Source organism: Planctomycetota bacterium, from assembly GCA_016872555.1.
In the GTDB taxonomy this organism is placed as follows: Bacteria; Planctomycetota; Planctomycetia; order Pirellulales; family UBA1268; genus F1-20-MAGs016.
This window is the reverse complement of record VGZO01000061.1, coordinates 1-19,669: the sequence shown is the minus strand read 5'-3', so window position 1 is coordinate 19,669 and position 19,669 is coordinate 1. Positions and strand designations below refer to the sequence as shown.

Sequence of the window (19,669 nt, the reverse complement as noted above, 5' to 3'; positions counted from 1 at the left end):
CGCGGATCACGCGAAGGCGGTCCTCTTTCAACTCTGCCTCTGCCTCGGGCCGCTCCTCGATAGCTTGCCAACGATCCTCGCGCTTCCGGTAGGCACCCGCATCAAACACATCCGCGCACCATTCCCACACGTTGCCGTGCATCCCAACGAGCCCCGCAGGGTGCTGCTCGGGCACTCCCGTGACGACCGGCTCATCAACGTCGTGTGTTTCTTCTCCAGAGTTGCCACCAAACCACCCCACTTCGCGAAGCGCCGCCTCGCCGTCGCCATTCCAGTAGTCCGTCTCTGACCCGGCGCGGCAGGCATATTCCCACTGCGCTTCCGAGGGCAGCCCGACGCGCCATCCTGGTTCCCACGCTGCGGGCCGCTCGCGCTCGAGATACGCTTGCCAGGCTCTGCACCACGCGACGCAGTCATCCCACGACACCTGTTCCACCGGCCGCCGATCCCCTCGAAATCTGCTCGGCCGCGGGTCGGGCAGCTTGCCCTTAACCATCGGGTTGCATGCCTCGACCACAGCCGCCCACTCGGCCTGCGTGACGACAAACTTTCCCAGCCGGTATTCACTCGGAATGACGACCCGATGCCGCGGCTCCTCGTTGGGATTCTCCCCGCGCGACCCCATTACGAACTCCCCCGCAGGGATCGGCCGAAAGCGCATCGGCTCCGCGCCATTGGGCAGCGGCCAGCGAATGTCGTCTTTGTCCGCGAGGCCATCCCAGACCGTGGGCGCGGATCGCCGCGCGGCTGGCGCGGTCGCGAGTATCGGATGTGGCATCGAACCGGCCATCGGCTGCCCCCCGGCAATTTCGGGAGGGATTCTAACCCACCCCGGGGGCCCGCAGAATCAGGCTGGCTCAGGGGCGACGACAAGCATATCGGCCGTCGCAGAGACGATCCGCAGGAGCGACCCGTCGGCGCAGCGGATGCAGGGCACGCCGTCGCGCTCGATGCACGCTGCCGGTGACGCCACGAGCCGATCGTCCGGCCCACCGTCGGCGACGCTTGCCGCGGCTTTAGAGATGATCTCGATCCGCCGCCGCGGCCGGCGCGACAGTGCAAACGATTGCCCCGACGGGCGAAACACCATCCCCTCCGGTCCGTCCTCCTCATACGCATGAACCCACACGCCAGGCGCCGGCCACCGGCCAGAGGGCGTCGGATCGGGATGGGAGTCGGATGTGGCCATGCCGCCGAGTGTAGCTGCAGAGAGAGCCACACGAGATCGCGGCGGCGGCGGGGAGCAGAGGATCGCGCCGCCCCGCGTGCGGCCGGCACCGGGGCGATTGGACGGCCCGCCGGCCGGATGCGACATTCGACGGGTCGCATCGATGCCACGAGCGGCATTGAGCCGGATCGAGCCCTGCCCACATCCACCGATGACAAGCACCAGCGATACCACGCGCGACAAAGATGCGTCGGCCCCCGATCCGCGGCGCGACGCGGCGACGGTGTCGCTGGTGGTGTTGGCCGTGATCGCGTTTGCAGCGGCTTTTACCTATCTGGGCCCGGTGCTGCGGCCGTTTTTGATCGCCGTCTTCCTCTACTACGCCACGCAGTTTTTCGCGCGGCTCCTCACGCGGTTGGGCCTCACCCCCGCCACCGCGTATGCCAGCCTCCTCCCGGTGGCGGTGATCCTCACGATCCTCTTTGGCCAGCTCGTCCACCGCGAGGCGGGCGTGTTTTTGGCGAAATGGCCGCGCTACGAAGCCCGGATCATGCGCGTGATCGACACGACCAGCAGCACGCTCCGCTCGTGGAACGTGTTTGCACCGCGGAAGGAAGACGACGCCGAACCGGTGATCGAGGAGGCCGACTCCGCGCCCGCGGCGGCGCCTGCCGCCCAGGCAGCGGCTCAGCCCGGTTCGGCAGACGTACCGGTCAGCGACCTCGGTCAAGAGCCCGACGTGGGCGCGGTGCCAGACGAGAGCCATGCGCCCGTTGGCGGCGCGGCGAAAGGGCCGCGCGGGACCGGCGACCCGAGCGACTTTTTCCGTGTCACGTCGCAGGCGGCGGTGGACTATGTCTTTCGCCACAGCCTCGACGTGGCGGAGCTCTTCATCCTCGTGCTTGTGTACCTCGTGTTCCTGTTCCTCGGTGGGCGGAAGCTGCCGGCGAAGATCCGCCGGGCGTTTCCCGGCGACCAGGGGGAGCGGATCCTCCAGATCGGCGCGGGGATCACCGATTCGATCGAGGCCTTCATGGCGGTCAAGACGCTCGTCGGCCTGGGGATGGGGGCGACGGCGGGGGCGATCATGTTTCTGATGGGGCTCGACCACTGGCTGTTGTGGGCGTTCCTGTTTTTCGCGAGCAACTACATCACGTATATCGGCAGCGCCGTCACGATCATCCCGCCGATCGTGCTGGCGTTTTTCGACTTCGCAAACCCCTGGATGGCGGGGCTGCTGGCAGTGTTGCTGCTGGTCAACCGGCTGGTGTGGATCGACTTCATCGAGGTCCGGCTGTCGGGGCGCGAGCTGAACCTCGATCCGGTGCTGATGTTTCTCTGGCTCGCCTACTGGGGCTGGGTGTGGGGCGTGCTCGGGCTGATCCTCGCCTACCCGATGATGGCCGCGGTGAAAATCGTCCTCCAGCACGTCGGCGGCGGCGCCCCCTGGGCGGTGCTGCTCAGCGACGAATAGAGCGGAGACTTCGCAGCATGGACCCGCGCGACGCGACTCACCCCCGAGAGACGAGCGCTCCCGATTCGGCCACCGAGCCAGCGCCGGCACCGGCCGGCAGCCCGATCGACGCGGCCGCTCGCCCCGCCGACGCTTCGGGCGGCGATTCAGATCCGGCAGTCGCTCCCGCCACTGCTGCCGCGGCGCGGTCGCTCGACCACGGGCGCTGGCGCTACCCCGCCGATGCCCGGCTGCTAACCGAGATTCTCGCCAGCGACGCGGTCAAGCGGCGCCTCGAAAGCCCCGCCTACGAGATCGCCCGGCAGACCAGCCGCACGGGGATGCTCGCCGGCGCGGTGATGGTCGATCCGACCGTGCTGCCGCACCTCGCCGAGGCGATCGACGGGGTGCGGCGAGAGTTTCCCGACATCCAGCGGATCGACTGCTTCGTCTACAACTCCGGCGACATGAATGCGTTCATCACGCCGGGGCGGTCGGGCACGTTCATCGCGCTGTCGAGCGCGGCGGTCAACCACCTCGATGCCGGCGAGCTGAAGTACGTGCTCGGCCATGAGTTTGGCCACGCGCTGTTCGGCCATATCGACGTCCTCGCCGGAAACCTCGCCGTCGATCCGCTCCTCCCCACCGCCGACGCGGGGCGCGTGCGGAGCTGGCAGCGGGCGGCGGAAATCACGGCCGACCGGATGGGGCTGGCGGTGTGCGGATCGCTCACGTCGGCCGCCCGGGCGCTGTTCAAGGTGGCGTCGGGGATCGTGTCGGACGCGGTGGTGGCGTCGCCGGAGCGGTTCGCGGCGCAGTGGCAGCGGCTGGTCGAGGAGGTGATCAGCGAGGGGGACCGCGGGTTCGACCATATCTCCCACCCGTTTCCGCCGCTGCGGATGCGGGCGATGCTGCTCTTCTCCGAGGCCCGCGCCGCCGGCGATGGCGCGGCGCTCGACGCGGCCAACACCGCGATCGACGGGATGCTGGCGATGATGGAGCCGGGGGGCGGCGGCGGCACGCTCGACGACCCGCTGCTGCGGGGCCTGTTTTTCTGGGGGGGCCTCGTGGTGGCCCTCGCCGATGGGTATGTCAGCCCGCGCGAGTGGCGCCGGCTCGAGACCGTCGCCCCGCCGGGCACCGACCTCACGGCCACCGTGGCCTCCGCCGCGGCCGACGACGCCGGCTGCTGGGAGCAATTCTCGACGGCGTTTCTCGGCCGACGGCGGAAGTTCAGCGGGCTCGAGCTCCACCGCGTGCTGTACGGCCTGTACGACGTGGCCAAGGCCGACGGCAAGGTGTCGGACGGGGAGATGGAGCGGATGCGGAAGCTGGCCGCGATCCTCGGCGTGGTCCCCGAAGCCTGCGACCATGTCGCGGCCCAGTTCGAACGCGACCTTCGCAAGACGGAGCAGGTGTCCGATGGCCGATGACACGCCCGCCCTGCTGCGGCAGGTGGAGAGCATCGCGGCGCTGGCGGCGCTGCGCGGCTGGATCGACGAGAAGGAACAGGCGTTCGTGATGGACTTCGAGACCGGCGGCTACCGCTCGCAGCGGGTGCTGGTGCGCGTGTTCGCGCTCGGGCCCGGGGGGAAGGCGATGATCTCGATCCAGTCGCCCGCCCGGTTCATCGCCACTCGGTGGTTCAAGCGGCTGTCGCGCGGCGAGGCGCTGCGCCTGCTCCATGAAAACGAATCGCTCCGCTTCGCCCGCTATGGCCTGGTCTCGACACCCAAGGGGATGATCGTGATGGTGTCGTGCGACCTGATGCTCGAGACGCTCGACGCCGAGGAACTGCGCGTCCATGCCTACGCCGTCGCCAACGCCGCCGACCGCTACGAGGCCCAGTTTGGCGGCGACCAGTATTGAACCCCGGAGAACCGCGCGATGCAGGTGCAGGTGATTGTCTACGCCGATCCCGAGGCCCTCGGCCGTGCCGCCGGCGGCGAGGCGGCCGACGAGCTGCGCCGCGTGCTGGCCGCCAAGGGACAGGCGACGCTCGTGGTCGCCACGGGGGCGAGCCAATTCGCCACGCTGGCAGCGCTCGTCGCGGCGCCGGGGATCGACTGGAGCCGGGTGACGGCGTTTCACCTCGACGAATACGCCGGCCTGTCGGCCGACCATCCGGCGAGCTTCCGCAGGTATCTGCGCGAGCGCTTCGTCGATCGGCTGCCGACGCCCCTGGCGGCGTTTCACGCGATCGATGCCCAGACCGATCCGGCTGGCGAATGCCGGCGGCTGGCGGGCCTCGTGCCGGAGGGGGCGTTTGACCTGGCGCTGATCGGGATCGGCGAGAACGGCCACCTCGCGTTCAACGACCCCCCGGCCGATTTCACGACGACCGAACCATATCTGGTCGTCGCCCTCGACGAAGCCTGCCGGCGGCAGCAGGTGGGGGAGGGATGGTTTCGAGACCTGGCCAGCGTGCCGACGCACGCGATCTCGATGAGCGTGCGGAGGATCATGGCGTCGCGGCGGATCGTCTGCTCGGTGCCCGACGCGCGGAAGGCGACGGCGGTGAAAGACGCGCTCGAGGGGCCGGTGAGCCCCGAGTGCCCGGCGTCGATCCTCCGCGAGGCGGTCAACCCGGTGAGTATGCATTTGGACACGGCGGCGGCGGGGAGGCTGACCGCGCGGGGGTGAGGGGCACGGCTGCGCGGGGGCGAGGTCACACCACAGCAGCCTCGGCTCGGGCTCTGCAGAGGGGACGCCCCTCCACCTCTGCCCTCGCATCGACCCGCACACAGTTGCGACGGGCCGATGCGAGGGCAAAGGCGCGGGGGGCGTCCCCCTCTGCAGAGCCCGAGCGGAGGCTGCGCCCGCCGCAGTGACCCACGGAAATGCCGGACGAACCAGTTTTTGCTTCATGGTGTTTCGTTTCACCTCAACGCGCCATGGAATAGGCTCAGGTCGCGGTGGGTTGCGGGTGCCGGGATTCCGATCATCACTTGAAGCGTCTTTCGTCACGTGTCGTCCTGGGAGGTTGATCATGCAGCGGATCGTGGCCGTGGTGATCGCGGTGGTCGTCGCGTGTGGATTGGCGCGGATGGTGCCCGCGCGGGGGCAGGCGCCGGCCGGGGGGCTGGTGGTCGAGGCGGCGACGTATGGCGTGTATGACGATGGCAAGCCGGTGGCGGGGAAGACGATCACCGTCACCGACGCCGTCTGCCGGCTGGTCAAAGACGGCCGGCTGCGGCTCGAAGTGGGCAACGACCCGTTCGGCGATCCGGCCAGCGGCGAGGGGAAGACGCTCGCCGTCCGCTACTCACTCAGCGGTACGCCCGGCACGCTCGTCGTCGCCGAAGGGGAGACGCTGCTGATCCCGGTGCCAAAGCTCGCCGGGGCACTGACGGTGAAGAAGGCGACCTACGGCGACCACGCGCAGGGAATGACCTCCGACGTCACTGATCTGGTCAAGGCCCGGCTCCGCGACGGCCGGCTCGAGGTGAAGGTCGACAACGACCTCCTCGGCGACCCGGCGGTTGGCTCGTTCAAGCAGCTCCGCGTCGAATACACGATCGGCGACGTCGAACTGGTGAAGCGGACCTACGAAGGGGGCACGCTGGTGATCACCGAGCCGGGGAAGCAAACGCCGGCGAAGTGAGCGGGGAGGAGTGTTGAAGTCGGCCGTGTGCGACGGATGGGCTGCCGGATGCGGCTGACGGCGACCTGGGAAACCCTCGGCATTTCCCGCGGGCGCGGGCGTCACCACCCCGCAGCGCGGCTTGGCACGCGGGGGTCGCTCGCGCCGATGAACGTGCCGTCGGGGGCACGGGCGACGATCTGCGACACGCCGATCACGGCGTCGTCGTGGAGGACGTGGCCGCGGGCCGCGAGCGCCGCGCGGACGTCGGCCGGGATCCCCGACTCGACGGCGAGGCGATCGGGCTTCCACTGATGGTGGATCCGCGGGCCGGCGATGGCCTCGGCCGGTGACTGGCCGAGGTCGAGGATCCGGACCACGTTCTGCACCGTCTGCGAGATGATCGTCGGCCCGCCGGCCCCGCCGAGCGCGAGGATCGGCCGCCCCTGTTCGAGGACGAGCGTCGGGCTCATGCTCGACAGCGGCCGCTTTCCCGGCGCGACGGCATTGGCCTCGCCACCGACCAGTCCGAAGGCATTGGGCACGCCGGGCTGGATCGAGAAGTCGTCCATCTCGTTGTTGAGGACGATCCCGGTGCCGGGGACGATCACCTTCGATCCGAACGTGGTGTTGATCGTCGCCGTGCAGGCGACCCAATTCCCCTCGGCATCGGCGACCGAGAAGTGGGTGGTGTGCCGGCCGCCGGTGAAGATGTCGGTGTCGGCGGCGGGAGGCGTGCCGGCACCTGGCACCGCGGTGCTCCGCTGCGGATCGACCCGCGCCGCCAGGCCGGCGAGGTACGCCGGGTCGAGGAGGCCGCGCGGCACCTTCGCAAACACCGGGTCGCCGAGCCAAAACGCCCGATCGGCAAACGCCAGCTTCATGCTCTCGGCGAGGAGATGCTCGCGCGCTCCCGGTGCGGTCGCGGCGGCGAGGTCGTGGCCCGAAAGCAGCGTGAGGATCTGCGCCACATGGATGCCCCCCGAGCTCGGCGGCGGCACGCCGAGGATCGTGCGACCGCGGTACGGGGTGCGCAGCGGCTCGCGCTCGACGACGCGGTAGGCGGCGAAATCGTCGGCCGTGAGGATGCCACCGTGGGCCGCCATCCACTCGCCGACGGCGCGGGCGAACCCGCCGCGATAAAACCAGCCGGGCCCGTCGGCCGCGATCCGGCGATAGCTCTCGGCGAGGTCGGGCTGGACGAGCCGATCGCCGGCGGCGAGCGGGGTGCCGTCGGCATGGAAGAAGACCGCCCGCGAGCCGGGAAATCGGCCGAGGTCGTCGGCCTTGGTGGCGAGGCGCTTGGCGTAGTGCGGGTCGATCTCAAAGCCATCGGCGGCGATCCGTGCCGCCGGACTGACGACGGCGGAGAGCGACAGGCGGCCATGGCGCGCTTGTGCCTCGGCGTAGGCCGCGAGCGCCCCAGGCACGGCCACTGCCAGCGGGCCGGTCTGGCTGGCGGCGGTGTCTCCCTTGCCATCGCGAATGAACATGCCGGGCGTCGCCGCGGCGGGGGCAGTCTCCCGGCCGTCGAGGACGACCGACTTTCCCGCAGCGGTGTGGATGAGGATGAAGCAGCCGCCGCCGAGGCCGGAATTGAAGCCGTCGACGACACCGAGCGTGACGCCGGCGGCGACGGCGGCGTCGATCGCATTGCCACCGGCGGCGAAGGCGTCGAGGGCGGCCTGTGTGGCGAGTGGATGGACGGTGGCCACGATCCCACGCCGGCCGGTGGCGATGGTGGCACGGTCAGGCTCGAGCGCGCGGGCGGGAGACGGGCACAGCGCGATCGCCAGCGCGACCAGGACCGCCACGCGGGTCGGCCCCGCGGCGAGAGCGAGGGGATCACGGACGGGGCACACGTTGGATCGCATCGGCCGACTCCCCGAGGGAACTGGGCTTTAGGATATGGTCAGCGGGAACCCGGACAATGGGCCCCTGCTCCCGTCGACCGTCCCGCGACGATTCCGACAGAGCCCGAAGCCCCTCCGTTTCAGCGCGCATGCAACCCCTCACGCTCATCGGCCTCGCGCTGGCGGGATTCGCTGCCGGGTTCATCGACGCCATCGCCGGTGGGGGTGGGCTGATCTCGCTCCCCGCGCTGTTCTACGCCGGCCTTCCCGGCCACCTGGCGCTTGGCACCAACAAGCTCCAAAGCGCCGTCGGCACCACGATGGCCGTGACCAAGTACCACGGTGCCGGGCTGATCGACTGGCGCGACCTCCGGCCGGCCGTGCTCGTGACGGCTCTCGCCGCCGCGCTCGGCACCGCGGCCGTGCTCCTGGTCGACAACGACGTGCTCACACGTGTCGTCCCCTGGCTGCTCCTCGGCGTGGTCGCATGGATCATGCTCCGCCCGCGCCTCGGCGAAGCGAGCGGGCCGCCGCGCCTCGGTGTCTGGCCGTTCGCCGGACTCGCCGGATCGGTGCTCGGGTTCTACGACGGATTCTTCGGCCCGGGGACCGGCGCGTTTTGGACGGCGGCGTGGGTCGAGGGGCGGGCGCTGCCGCTCCCGCGGGCGACGGCGGCGACGAAGGTCGTCAATCTCACGAGCAACGTCGCGGCCCTGGCGGTGTTTCTCTCCCAGGGTGCGGTCGATCCTGCCGCCGCGGCGGTGATGATCGTCGGCCAGTTGATCGGCGGCCGGCTCGGCGCGACGCTGGCGATCCGCCACGGGGCGCCGTTCATCCGCGTGGTCTTCATCGCGGTCGTGCTGGCACTCGTCGGGCGGCTGCTGTGGCCAAGCGCCTGACGGGCGTTCGCGGCATGTTCCACGTCAGGCGACGACGCGCGCGATCTCAGCCGAGGCGGAGACCGCGGCCGGCGCGGAGATACTCGGGGCCGAAATTCGGGCTGTCGGGGTCGGCCACGACTCCCGCCGCCGGATCGGCGACGCGGAGTGCGTCGCCGGCACGCCATGAGCCCGACGCCTGCCACTCGTAGCAGCGAATCTGCTCGGCTGCCTGGTTCGACGCACCGAGAGCGGCGAACACCTCGGCCGTGAACTTCCGGCCGCTCCGCTCGACGACGGCCACCGACAGCGGCGCGTTGAACCCGGCGCCGGTCGGCAACGGGACCGACTTGCCGAGGAAGAAATCAGTGCCCGGCTTGGGTTGCCAGTCGCCGCCATTGTCCGTCGGCCGGCCCCCGTGGGGACCGGCGATGCCGAACTTCTGCGCGCCCTTCGACAGTGCCTCGGCGATCGCTCCCAGGGCGGCGGCGGTCGGGGCGGCACCGCCGGCCACAAGCGCCCGGACGACGGCGTTGTCGATGACGCGAAACGCCCCCTGACCGCCGCGCGATGCCCCGAGCACGAGATCGGTCTTCAGGTCGCCGTCGACGTCACCGGCGGCCAGCGACGCCCCGAAGATGAACGCGTTTTGCAGCGTGCGCGCCGGGCCCGACTCGATCGGGCTCACGATCGGCAGCGTCGCGAGCGGAGGCAGGCCGCGGGCGGCCGGCCCGAACAGCGTGAGCTGGGCCGTGTCCATCGCCCGGACACCGCTCGACGTGGTCAGTTGGCTCGGCCTGGCAGTCGTCGTGGCGACGACGATCGTCCCCTGCGGAGCGGCCGCTTGACCGATGTCGGTGGCAAACGCCCCGACGGTCACGCCGGTGACCGAGCCGCCAGGCAGGGTCAGCTCCCGCACCGCACGCGGCGCCCGCGTGCCGTCGGCGGCGGGCTCGGCACGGTCGACCGTCGGCCGTGCGCCCGAGTGGGCGACCGACAGATCGAAGACCCACGCCCGGTCGGCACCGCGGCGCGTCGCCGGATCGACCAGTCCGGTGGTGGCGACGACCAGCTCGGGCAGCCCCGCGTGGCTGGCCGGCAAACCCTCGGGGAGGATGTCGCCGACGGCGACGGAAAAGCCACCGGCATAGCCCGGCGCGGCATCGAGCAGCGACGACATGTCGAGCGCGACGGTCGACCAGGCACCGCCGCCAGGCCTGCCATTGACCAGGAGGATCGTGCGGGCGGTCGCGCCGAAGACCGTGGCGAGCGGACGGCCCGTGCCGTCGGCCTGCTGCGTCGCCGGGTCGACGAGCTGCCCGGGGACGGCGCCCGGGGCGATCACGATGTCGGTATAGCCATCGGCATCGAGGTCGGCGGCTGCGACGCGCACCCCGCCCTGGAACCGGTTCACGAAGGCATGGATCTCGGCGGCGGTCGCCGAGGTCTCACCGGCGATCCGGGCGCGGTCATACGCCGCCGCCAACCGGGAGCCGAACCACTCGCCCACGACCGCGCCGCTGCCGACCGGCGCGGAGTCTGAGTCGCGCAGGAGCGAGGCATCGACGAGCCGGGCCGCCGGCAACGACACCGCCGCCACGACCAGCGTGCCGCGCGCCCGTTGCTCGAGCGTGTCGCCCGGAACGAGCGTGATCTCGACGCCGTCTCCCTTGGCGACGATGTCCTTCACCGTGCGGATGACGGCTGGCTTGTCAGACTCCGGCGTGAGGACGACCGGCACACCGGCGAGCTGCAGCTTGCCCCCCTGGCGCGACGTCAGCGACGCGACCATGCCGGCCGTGAGCGGCGCGGCGACGAGCGTGCCCTTGTCTCCGACCGTGTAGGCCACCTCACGGTCCCAGGTCGACGTCGGCCCGTCGCCGCCAACCGCGAGCACCGGCGCCGCGGTGGCCATCACGCCGCGGGAGAACGCCGACGTGCCGAGCGCCGCCCCGGCGTCGTCGAGCCGCGTCGCCGTCGCCGTCAGCCACATGCCGACCGGCACGGTCGCCGACGGAAGCTCGAACGTCACCCGCCCGTCGGCGCCGGCCTTGGCGCTTGCCAGCAGCGACCGCCCCTCGAACGCGGCCACGTCGACCGGGAAGCCGTACACGTCGGCGACGGCGCTTGAATACAGTTGCACCAGGTGCCCTGCGGCGGCGGGCGTCATCGCGACCTGGATGCGAACGACGGCGGCGGCGTTGTCGCGGACGATCCGGGCGATCGCGGGGGCCGCCGATGCGGCTGCCGCCGCGCCGGTCAACTGGATCCCCTTCCCCGGTTCGCCGCCGTTGGAGTGGATCGTGTTGGACAGCGCCACGCTCGCCCCGGACATGGCGATGCCATGGGCGGCATTTCCGGCGATCACGTTGGGGCGGGCCGGCGAATCGGCAGCGCCGTTCCAGCCGACGACCACGCCGTTGCCAGCGATCGACAAACCGCTGCCGAACGCGCCGGTGCCGTTGCCGACGATCGAATTGGACACGATCGTCGTCCCGGTGAGCGTGCCGGCCGTGTTCTCGATCCCGTGGCGGGCGTTGCCGGCGATCCGGTTGCCGGTCGGCGTTGTGCCGGCAGTTCCGAATGGCTGCGCGCCGCCGATCCGGAGCCCCTGGAGAGCACCTCCACTGGCGTCGAGGACGATCCCGCTCCCCTTGTTGGCCACGATCCGCGAGCCCTGGATGGCCGAGCCCGAGTAGTCGCCGCTCGCGACGCGGATCCCGGTGCCGTTGCCACTGACCGTGAAGCCGTCGAGCGTCGAGCCGACCGACCCGCCGAGGAACTTGACACCTGCGCTGCCAAAGCCGCTGACCGAGTTGCCCGGCACCGTCAGCACGACGTTCGGCACGCCCTTGCCGACGACGAGGCCATCGGCCTGAGCGGGCGTGCCGACCAACCGCACGGGCGCCGATGCCGAGACCGACTGGCCGCGCGACAGCGTCAGCCCGGCGAGCGGCGCCACGGCACCGACCGGGGCGTCGAACGTGATCGCCCGATCGGCCGCGACGGTCACGGGAAACCGGCCGTCGAGCGCCGCACCGAACCGGATCCCGCCGCCGACGGCATCGAGCGACGTCTTCACCGCGACCTGGACCGGATCGGCCAATACGATCCCTCCCGCACCCACCTTGATGGACGGGGCGGCGATCCGCGTGGTCCCCCCGGCATCGGTCACGAGTGCCGCCAGCGGTGCGACGCCCCCGACCGCGGCGCCGAAGAGCGTGGTTCCGGCCGACTTCGCCGTGAGCGCGAAGGCCCCGTCGACCGGGCCGGCAAACGTGATCGGGCCGGCGCCGGCAGAGACGGTCGTGGCGCCGGCGAGTTTCGTCGCCCGATCGATCGCGAACGCCCCGCCACCGGTGGCCTGGTTCCCCCGGAGCGTGACGACATCGTCGTGGTACTTTTGAAACCCGGTCGTCGTCACGTTGGCGAGCGTGACCGTGCCACCGGCGTCGGTCTCGAGGTTCGCGACCGAGACCGGGCCGGCGAAGCTCGTGGACCCGGTGGTCGTGGCCCGCAGGCCCACCTTGCCGGTCACCGTGCCGAGAAACGCGATCGCGCCGGCGCCGGCCGCGACCGTCGTCGGCGTGCCGAGGACCACAGCATCGCGGTACAGCTGGCCGGCGGGAAGCGTGGTGGTGATCGTGCCGCCGCGGATCTCGGTCGTACCGGCCGCGTCGGTCGCGAGGCTTCCGACCGTGACGGCCTTCGCGAACGATGTCGTCCCCGCGGCGTTGATCGCGAGCGAAGCCGCCCCGGTCACCGTTGCCGCACACGTCACCCCGGCCTCGGCGGCCGACAGGACCGTCGCCGCGCCGAGCGCGAGGGCATCGCGGTAGAACTGCCCCTTCACCGTCGCCACACTGCCGCCGTCGATCGCGGTGGTGCCGGCAGCATCGGTCTCGAGGGACACGAGCGCCACCTTCGCGCCGACCGGCCCGACGAATCGCGTCGTCTGCCGCGACCGGGCGACGAGAGCATGCGGGCCGTCGACGGTCGAGCGGAAGATCAAGTCACCGGGGCCGGCGTCGATCGTCGTGTCGCGGGTGAGGACGACAGGGTCGCCGAAGTCGAGCGCGTCATTCAGCGTGGTCGTGACCACGGCCGTCTCGAGCAGGGTCGATCCGCCGGCGTCGGTATGGAGGCTGCCGAGGGTGACCGGCCCACGCAACAGCGTCGTGTCGGAAGTGCGGAGATCGAGTCGACCGGGTCCGGTGACTGCGCCACCGAACACGAACCCGGTGCCGGCGGTGAGGATCGCCGCGCGATTGACCACGACCGTGCCGGCAAACGTCTGGCTTGCGGAGGAGTCGATCGTGATCGTCCGGTCGTCTCCCACGGCTCCAAGGACGGTCCTGCCGCCGGCGACGTCGAGCGATTTGAAGACGACGGCAGCCGCGACCGACGTGTCGCCCGTGGTCGTGATCCGCAGGCTTTGGTCGGTGCCACGCACGATGTTCTTGAACGACACGCCGCCGCTTCCCGACGCGAGAGCGGCGTTCGCGGTGAGCAGCACCTCGTCGCCGTAAGTCTGGCCCACCGTGGTGGCGACCGATACCGGCAACGCTGTCGTGCCGCCGGCGTCGGTCGTGAGGCTCGCGAGCTTCTCCTTGCTGCCGACGGCGCCGGCAAACGTCGTCGCGCCGGTCGAGTTGGCGACCAGTGCGAATCCGCCGTCGAGGGTACCGCCGAAAGAGATCCCGGCACTGCCAGTGGACACACTCGTCGCCGCCGCGAGCAGCGCTGCCTTCGCGACCGTAAACGCCGCGTCGGCCGTCGTCAGCGAGCCGGCGAGCGTGACGGAATCATCTTCGTAAAGCTGTGCGCCGGTCGTCGCGACGCTCCGCAGGCTCGCCGTGCCGCCGGCGTCGGTCGTGAGGCTCGTGAGCTTCTCCTTGCTGCCGACGGCGCCGGCAAACGTCGTCGCGCCAGACGAGTTGGCGACCAGCGCGAATCCGCCGTCTACCGTGCCGCCGAACGCGATCGCGCCGCTCCCCGTGGAGACACTCGTCGCCCCCGCGAGCTGCGCTGCCTTGGTGACCGAGAACACCGCGTCGGTCGTCGAATACGCGCCCGCGAGCGACACGCTGGCGTCCTGGTAAAGCTGCGCACCGGTCGTCGCTACGTCGCCGAGGCTAACCGTGCCGCCGGCGTCGGTTGTGACACTCGCCACCTTCTCCTTGTTGCCGACGGAGCCGGCAAACGTCGTCACGCCAGACGAGTTGGCGACCAGCGTGAATCCACCGTCGACCGTGCCGCCAAACGAGATCCCGGCACTGCCAGTGGACACACTCGTCGCCGCCGCGAGCAGCGCTGCCTTCGCGACCGTGAATGCCGCGTCGGCCGTCGTCATCGAGCCGTCGAGCGTGACGGTGTCGTCTTGATAAAGCTGCGCGCCGGTCGTCGCGACGCTCCGCAGGCTCGCGGTGCCGCCAGCGTCGGTCGTGAGGCTCGTGAGCTTCTCCTTGCTGCCGACGGCGCCGACGAACGTCGTCGCGCCAACCGAGTTGGCGACGAGTGAAAACGCGCCGTCGACCGTGCCGCCAAACGTGATCGCCCCGCTCCCCGTGGAGACACTCGTCGCCGCCGCGAGCGTCGCCGCCTTGGCGACCGAAAACACGCCGTCGGTCGTGGTGTAGGTACCGGCGAGTGACACGCCGTCGTCTTGGAACAACTGCGCGTTGGTCGTCGCCACGTCGCCGAGGGTCACCGTGCCGCCGGCGTCGGTCGTGAGGCTCGCCAGCTTTTCCCGGCTGCCGACAACTCCGGCAAACTTCGTCACATTCGATGACTTCGCGGTCAGTGCGAACGGCCCGTCGACCGTCGACAGGAACGACAGCGTCCCGGGGCCGGCGTCGAACACCGTGTCCTGCGTGAGGATCACCGCATCGCCGAATTCCATCGAGGCGGGATCAGTCGTCGTCACCGAGCCGGTTTCGAGGATCGTCGAACCGCCAGCGTCGGTGTGGAGACTGCCGAGGCTTACCGGCCCGCCGAACGTCGTCGTCTGATCGGAGCGGAGCGACAGGCTGGACGGGCCGGTCACCGCGCTGCCAAGGAAAAACCCTCCACCAGCGGTGAGGACCGCCGGCTTGATCACCAGAACGTCCCCGGCGAACGACTGGGATTGCGCGGAGTCGATCGTAACGCTCCCCTTCGCCGCCGGAACACCGATCACCGCCCGCCCGACCGCGACATCCAGCGACCGGACGACGACCTCGTCGCCGAACGACGTGTCGCCCACGGTCACGGTGCGCAGATCCTGCCCCGTCGAGCGGACTGGTCCCGCGAACGTTATCCCTTCGGACCCGGCGAACAGCGAGATGTCGGCCTGGAGCAGCAATTCGTCCAGGTAGTACTGGCCCGCGGTCGTACCGATGTCGGTGACGAGGGTGGTCGTGCCGCCCCCGCCCACCGTGAGGAAACCGACCTGCGAGAAGACCTTGGGGTCGAGGACCATCGGCTCACTGAACATCAAGCCGAGCGCGTGCCCACTCGCATCGACACCGGCAGGAAAGGTTCCCATCGTTCCGGTGAGCACGCTGTCGGCAGTGAGCGTGACCTTGCCTCCGTACACTTGGTCAAATGTCGTCGTGACGTCTCCCGCCAGCGATGTCGTCCCGGAAACCTCGAGGCGGGAGAGGTTGAAGGCCCGGTCGCCGAACACGGCATTCCCGGCAACCGCGAGAATGGTGCCCCGGCCGTCGACGATGCCGGTGACGGTCACCTCGCTCCCGACCAGCGTGGTCACGGAGGGATAAGTCACCAGATCACCGGCATAGCGGTGGGTCCCGATCGTCTCGACCGCACCCCCGAGGAAGATTGCCGTCGGTGTGCTACCGGTGATCTCGAGGCTGCCGACCGAAACGGCGTTGTGGATCTCGGTGCCGAACGTCTGCCCGACGGCACCGGAAGTCTTGATCGCGAGCGCTTCGGGACCGGTGACCGGGCCATGGAACTCGACGTGGCTCGCAGCCAAGGCGACCGCGCCGCTCATCGCCACCGGGCCGCCGTACGACTGAAACCCCGCGGTGGTGAACGAGCCGAGTAAGGCCGTCGTGAACCCGGCCGTGTCGAAATCGCCGACACCCCGAAAGACACCGTTGTCGACGACTACCGCTGTCGCGAGGGCGACCGTGAGATGGTTGCCGAATCCGTCGATACCCTGCCCGAACAGGGCACTTCCGCCGCCGAACTGCGTCCGACCGCCAAGCCTGACGACGCCGGAGTAGAGGTGCTCGGCCGCGGAGAACGACCCTGCCAGCACGCTCGAACCGGTGACTTGCAACAACGACAATCCGTAGGCGAATCCGGTAATCGATGTCTCCCCCCGGCACGACAGCAGCGTGTTGCTCGCCTGGAGCTCACCCACCAGTGAGATCGACGGCGCCGTGAGGATCGTGTCGGCCGTGAGGCGACTGAGCGCCAGCGGCGAAGAAAACGACAGCGACTCGATCGCCGAAAACGCTCCCCCGAGTCCGACCGGCCCCGTCACCGACAGGGCCCGCATTCCGGAGAACATCGACGCATCGAGCGCGATCGGCTGCGTGACTGCCAGCGACAGACGGTTGCCCAGACCGACGACCGACGCCAGTCTGATCGAGTCGGCCACCAACGTCGTGTCGGCTGCCACCTCGAGGTTCTCGTAGAACTCCTGGGCACCAGTGGTCATGAACGACTGCGTGGTGAGCCGCGTCGTGCCGGAATCATCGGTGGAGAAGTGCCCGAGGGTCACCGGAGCGGAGAACGACGTGATCCCGTCGGTCACGATCCGCAACCCTCCAGAGCCGGTGACCGTGCCCAAGAAAGTGATGTCGGCAAACTGCGTCGTTCCACCGGGTCCGGTGCCGGCAACCGCGGAGAGCGTGACGAGGCCGGCGGAGGGGTGGAGTTCCACATCGTCGGCGAAGACCTGCTTCCCCGTCGTCGCCAGTGTCCCGGCGAGGACCGTCGTGCCGCCGCCGCCACTGGCGAAATCTCCGATGCCCGAGAAGGTGGCGCCGTCGATCGTCGTCGTGTCGGTGAAATCGAGGACCAATCCATACCCCTGGCCGGCGACGCCGGCCCCGAACGTGACGCGCCCGCCCGTCAGCACGACGTCACCGGCGAGCGTCACCTGTCCACCGTAGCTCTGGTTGGCCGTGATCGTCTCGACGGTGGAAGACAGCGTGATCGTCGACGAGTCGACCGTCACCCCACCGCCTGTGCGGATCGCGCCGAACAGCGTCGTCGTCTCGACCGTGCCATCGACCAACAGGCCGTCGAACAGCCCGGTACCGTCGGGCAGACTCGAGCCGCCGAGAGCGAACTCCTGACCGGCGTCGGCCGTCCCGGTCACCGTGACCGTGGTGACGGCGGCGTTGGCGAACGACACCGCCCCGTTGAGGCCAGGCGACTCGACTTTGTAACTGTCGTTGGCGACGTCGTAGGCCAATACTACGGGCGTGTCGGCGGAGTCGATGCGGATGTCGAGCGTCGTGCCGACGAGCGTGGCCGTCACCAGGGGCGCGAGGACGCGACGCTCCTCGAGCAGCTCCGTCCCCAACCTGGCAGTGCGACGGCCAGTGGGCTTGGAACAGCAACCATGCCGCCGCGCCGCGGCTGCGGCGACAGCCCGCCGTAGCACACGCGTGGGAAATCCGACGAGGCGCCGCTTCATGCGTCGATCTCCTGGCGGGAACCGGCCGCCTCGAAACCCACGTGCCCGGCCATGGGCCCGATGACGTTCAGCGGACCAGCGACCGACAGGAACGTGCGCAGCCCGACCGCCAAACCCCTGGTGGAGGGATATCCTCAGGCTCCGCCTCGGTCAAGCAACCGGCATGCCTGTGCGGCCGCGGGTGCCGACACCCACGACCGCATCCCCCCACGTTAGGGAAATCGTGGGAAGGTCGCCGTCGTCAGAACTGCGCCCTGGTCAGCCGGTTCTGCCGGCCGAAGCGGAGGTTGTAGAGCACGCGGAACTCGCCGTCGAAGTAGCGGTCGAGCCCGGCCGACAGGGGCGTGCAGTAGGCGAACGTCAGTGTCGACCGCTTCCCCCATTCGAAATTGCAACCGATCAGCGCGTTGGTGATCGACAACACACCCGGGTTCTGTCCGAGCACCCAGGTCTGGTACACGACCGGAGGAAAGTCCTCGAACGCCTGGTTGATGTGCAGCTCCATGATCGGCGAGAAGCCGGTGAACCGGGCGCGGTCGTTCTTGTAGATCCAATAGCCGGTCGAGAAGCTCAGATACATGAACGTCGGGTAGAACACGCGCCCCGCATACACGAGTTGGCGGCCGCTGATGCCGACCTGCTGGAGGTTGTTGACGTAGGCGGGATTGCCGTTGACGTCGCGGTCGATCTGAAACAGGACCTGGCTGAAGGCGCGCTCGTCAGGCGCCCAGACGCTGGCGACGAAGGGCATCACGTGGACCGACTCGTTGGCGACGAAGATCTGCTGGAGCGTCTGGCCGAACTGGTTGGTGCCGATGATGTTCGAATTGGCGGCGGTCGGGACCATCGTCTGGATCCCGCCGGTGATCGCCCAGGTCTCCGCCTGCCAGAGGAACGTCTTGAAGATCACCGACATGTTGCCGAACTCGATGTCGCGGTACTGGGTGATCCCCGCCGTCGGCGTCAGCACCTGGTCGGCGGCGAGCGTGGCGGCGAACGGCGTGCGGATCTCCCACGAGGTCGTGCCGTCGAGAAACGTCATCTCGTAGCCGGGCACCCAGCGATTCACGTCGGCGCGGTTCGGGAAGAAGTTGGCGTTGGCGAAGTAGCTGTAGTTGATGTAGACGCGATCGCGCGGGATCGGGCTCATGTTCTCGGTGAGCTTGATGAATCCCACACCGTAGCCCGGCAGAAGGACGGTCGAGTCGACGAGGTAGTTGTAGTACAGGAAGGCGTCCTGGACCGGCACGGTGCCGGCGGCGCTCTTCTCTCCCGGGATCGCACCGGAACTGGCCGCGTCGAACTGCGTGATCGGATTCTGGGAGGCGTACTGCGACGTGCCGATCGCCGGGTCGGTCGCGAAGGCGTTGTCGGCCGCCGCCAGGAAGGTGCCCGGTGACTGCACCGGCGTGATGCCTCCGGAGGCCGCGCCCGCATCGAGGCGCGTCGGCGGAGTGCCGGCGACGGTGCCGAGGCTCTGCGCGGGCAGCGTGAACGTGGGGTACCCGGCGGCGAGTACGTTTTGGACGCTGTTGAACTGCCCTTCGGTAACGGCGAGGATCTGCGCCGGTTGCTGGCCGACGAGGGCATCCCTCCCTGACACCAGGCCCGGCGCCTGGATCGCCAACCGACCGACGCTGATCTTCGACGTCACCGAAGTCGGTGCGTTGCCGTCGCCGACGAAGCTCGGCACGTCGGAGTAGGTCTCGCCGCGCAAGCCGCCCGCCCGCGTGGGCGACTGGCGGCGCGGCTGCCGCAACTGGTCGGCAAGGTTCGGCGCCGGCGCCTCTGGTTGCGGCGCGGTGGCCGCGGCGGGCGGCGTCGGCACGGGAGCAGCGGTGGTCGGCGGCGGCGTCCCTGGCGTGGCCGGGGCCGCTGGAGCGGCCGAGCTCTGTGGCGCGGCCGAGCTTTGCGCACCGGCCGAGCCTTCCGGAGCCGTCGGCGCCGACCCGCCGCCAGGAGGATTACGCAGCGGATTGGCAGCCGACGGTGAAACGTCGGGCAGTGGCGTGACCGGCGGAGTCGCCGGTGGGGCTACCGGGGCCTGGGCACGGACCATGCCAAGCGTCGACGTG

11 protein-coding genes are annotated in these 19,669 nt (G+C 69.9%); 6 read left to right on the top strand and 5 right to left on the bottom strand.

The genetic code is table 11. From position 1 onward, the window contains the following. The coding region (locus FJ309_15280; GenBank protein ID MBM3955949.1) for a formylglycine-generating enzyme family protein at positions 1 to 790 on the bottom strand (790 nt) is incomplete at its 3' end. Between the two features lie 57 nt (positions 791 to 847). Beyond that, positions 848 to 1,090 carry a hypothetical protein gene (locus FJ309_15275; GenBank protein ID MBM3955948.1) on the bottom strand — a complete coding sequence of 81 codons (243 nt, stop codon included), beginning with the start codon at positions 1,088 to 1,090 and terminating at the stop codon, positions 848 to 850. A gap of 97 nt (positions 1,091 to 1,187) precedes the next feature. On the opposite strand from FJ309_15275, the gene FJ309_15270 reads away from it, so the two are divergent. The 5 genes from FJ309_15270 to FJ309_15250 all read left to right on the top strand — a co-directional run bounded on the left by FJ309_15270 (position 1,188) and on the right by FJ309_15250 (position 6,225). Further along, positions 1,188 to 2,642, top strand: coding sequence for an AI-2E family transporter (locus tag FJ309_15270; GenBank protein ID MBM3955947.1), 1,455 nt, complete (start codon positions 1,188 to 1,190; stop codon positions 2,640 to 2,642). A gap of 17 nt (positions 2,643 to 2,659) precedes the next feature. Beyond that, positions 2,660 to 4,054 carry a hypothetical protein gene (locus FJ309_15265; GenBank protein ID MBM3955946.1) on the top strand — a complete coding sequence of 465 codons (1,395 nt, stop codon included), beginning with the start codon at positions 2,660 to 2,662 and terminating at the stop codon, positions 4,052 to 4,054. Then, complete coding sequence (locus FJ309_15260) at positions 4,044 to 4,490, top strand: YbjN domain-containing protein (GenBank protein MBM3955945.1); 447 nt, start codon at positions 4,044 to 4,046, stop codon at positions 4,488 to 4,490. The genes FJ309_15265 and FJ309_15260 overlap by 11 nt, the downstream gene beginning before the upstream one ends. Positions 4,491 to 4,508: 18 nt before the next feature. Then, positions 4,509 to 5,264, top strand: a complete 756-nt coding sequence (locus FJ309_15255) for a glucosamine-6-phosphate deaminase (GenBank protein ID MBM3955944.1) — start codon at positions 4,509 to 4,511, stop codon at positions 5,262 to 5,264. A gap of 223 nt (positions 5,265 to 5,487) precedes the next feature. Continuing rightward, the gene (locus tag FJ309_15250; protein ID MBM3955943.1) at positions 5,488 to 6,225 is read left to right on the top strand and encodes a DUF3395 domain-containing protein; all 738 of its coding nucleotides are present in this window, start codon (positions 5,488 to 5,490) and stop codon (positions 6,223 to 6,225) included. Positions 6,226 to 6,326: 101 nt separating this feature from the next. Here FJ309_15250 and ggt read toward each other — a convergent pair whose 3' ends face one another. After that, the gene (gene ggt, locus FJ309_15245; GenBank protein ID MBM3955942.1) at positions 6,327 to 8,078 is read right to left on the bottom strand and encodes a gamma-glutamyltransferase; all 1,752 of its coding nucleotides are present in this window, start codon (positions 8,076 to 8,078) and stop codon (positions 6,327 to 6,329) included. 56 nt (positions 8,079 to 8,134) lie between these two features. Between ggt and FJ309_15240 the strand changes: the two genes are divergently transcribed. Continuing rightward, complete coding sequence (locus FJ309_15240) at positions 8,135 to 8,956, top strand: hypothetical protein (GenBank protein ID MBM3955941.1); 822 nt, start codon at positions 8,135 to 8,137, stop codon at positions 8,954 to 8,956. Positions 8,957 to 9,002: 46 nt separating this feature from the next. On the opposite strand, the gene FJ309_15235 is transcribed toward FJ309_15240, so the two are convergent. Together FJ309_15235 and FJ309_15230 are read right to left on the bottom strand one after the other, a co-directional pair. Next, positions 9,003 to 17,594, bottom strand: coding sequence for a hypothetical protein (locus FJ309_15235; protein ID MBM3955940.1), 8,592 nt, complete (start codon positions 17,592 to 17,594; stop codon positions 9,003 to 9,005). Between the two features lie 241 nt (positions 17,595 to 17,835). After that, positions 17,836 to 19,422: a hypothetical protein gene (locus tag FJ309_15230; protein ID MBM3955939.1), complete on the bottom strand. Its 1,587-nt coding sequence runs from the start codon at positions 19,420 to 19,422 to the stop codon at positions 17,836 to 17,838. Positions 19,423 to 19,669 lie beyond the last annotated feature (247 nt).

Excerpts from the sequence above, each read along its gene's own strand:
- FJ309_15250 (MBM3955943.1), top strand. The coding sequence starts at position 5,488 with ATGGTGTTTCGTTTCACCTCAACGCGCCATGGAATAGGCTCAGGTCGC.
- ggt (MBM3955942.1), bottom strand. The coding sequence starts at position 8,078 with ATGCGATCCAACGTGTGCCCCGTCCGTGATCCCCTCGCTCTCGCCGCG.
- FJ309_15260 (MBM3955945.1), top strand. The coding sequence starts at position 4,044 with ATGGCCGATGACACGCCCGCCCTGCTGCGGCAGGTGGAGAGCATCGCG.
- FJ309_15265 (MBM3955946.1), top strand. The coding sequence starts at position 2,660 with ATGGACCCGCGCGACGCGACTCACCCCCGAGAGACGAGCGCTCCCGAT.
- FJ309_15275 (MBM3955948.1), bottom strand. The coding sequence starts at position 1,090 with ATGGTGTTTCGCCCGTCGGGGCAATCGTTTGCACTGTCGCGCCGGCCG.
- FJ309_15235 (MBM3955940.1), bottom strand. The coding sequence starts at position 17,594 with ATGAAGCGGCGCCTCGTCGGATTTCCCACGCGTGTGCTACGGCGGGCT.
- FJ309_15240 (MBM3955941.1), top strand. The coding sequence starts at position 8,135 with ATGGGCCCCTGCTCCCGTCGACCGTCCCGCGACGATTCCGACAGAGCC.
- FJ309_15270 (MBM3955947.1), top strand. The coding sequence starts at position 1,188 with ATGCCGCCGAGTGTAGCTGCAGAGAGAGCCACACGAGATCGCGGCGGC.
- FJ309_15255 (MBM3955944.1), top strand. The coding sequence starts at position 4,509 with ATGCAGGTGCAGGTGATTGTCTACGCCGATCCCGAGGCCCTCGGCCGT.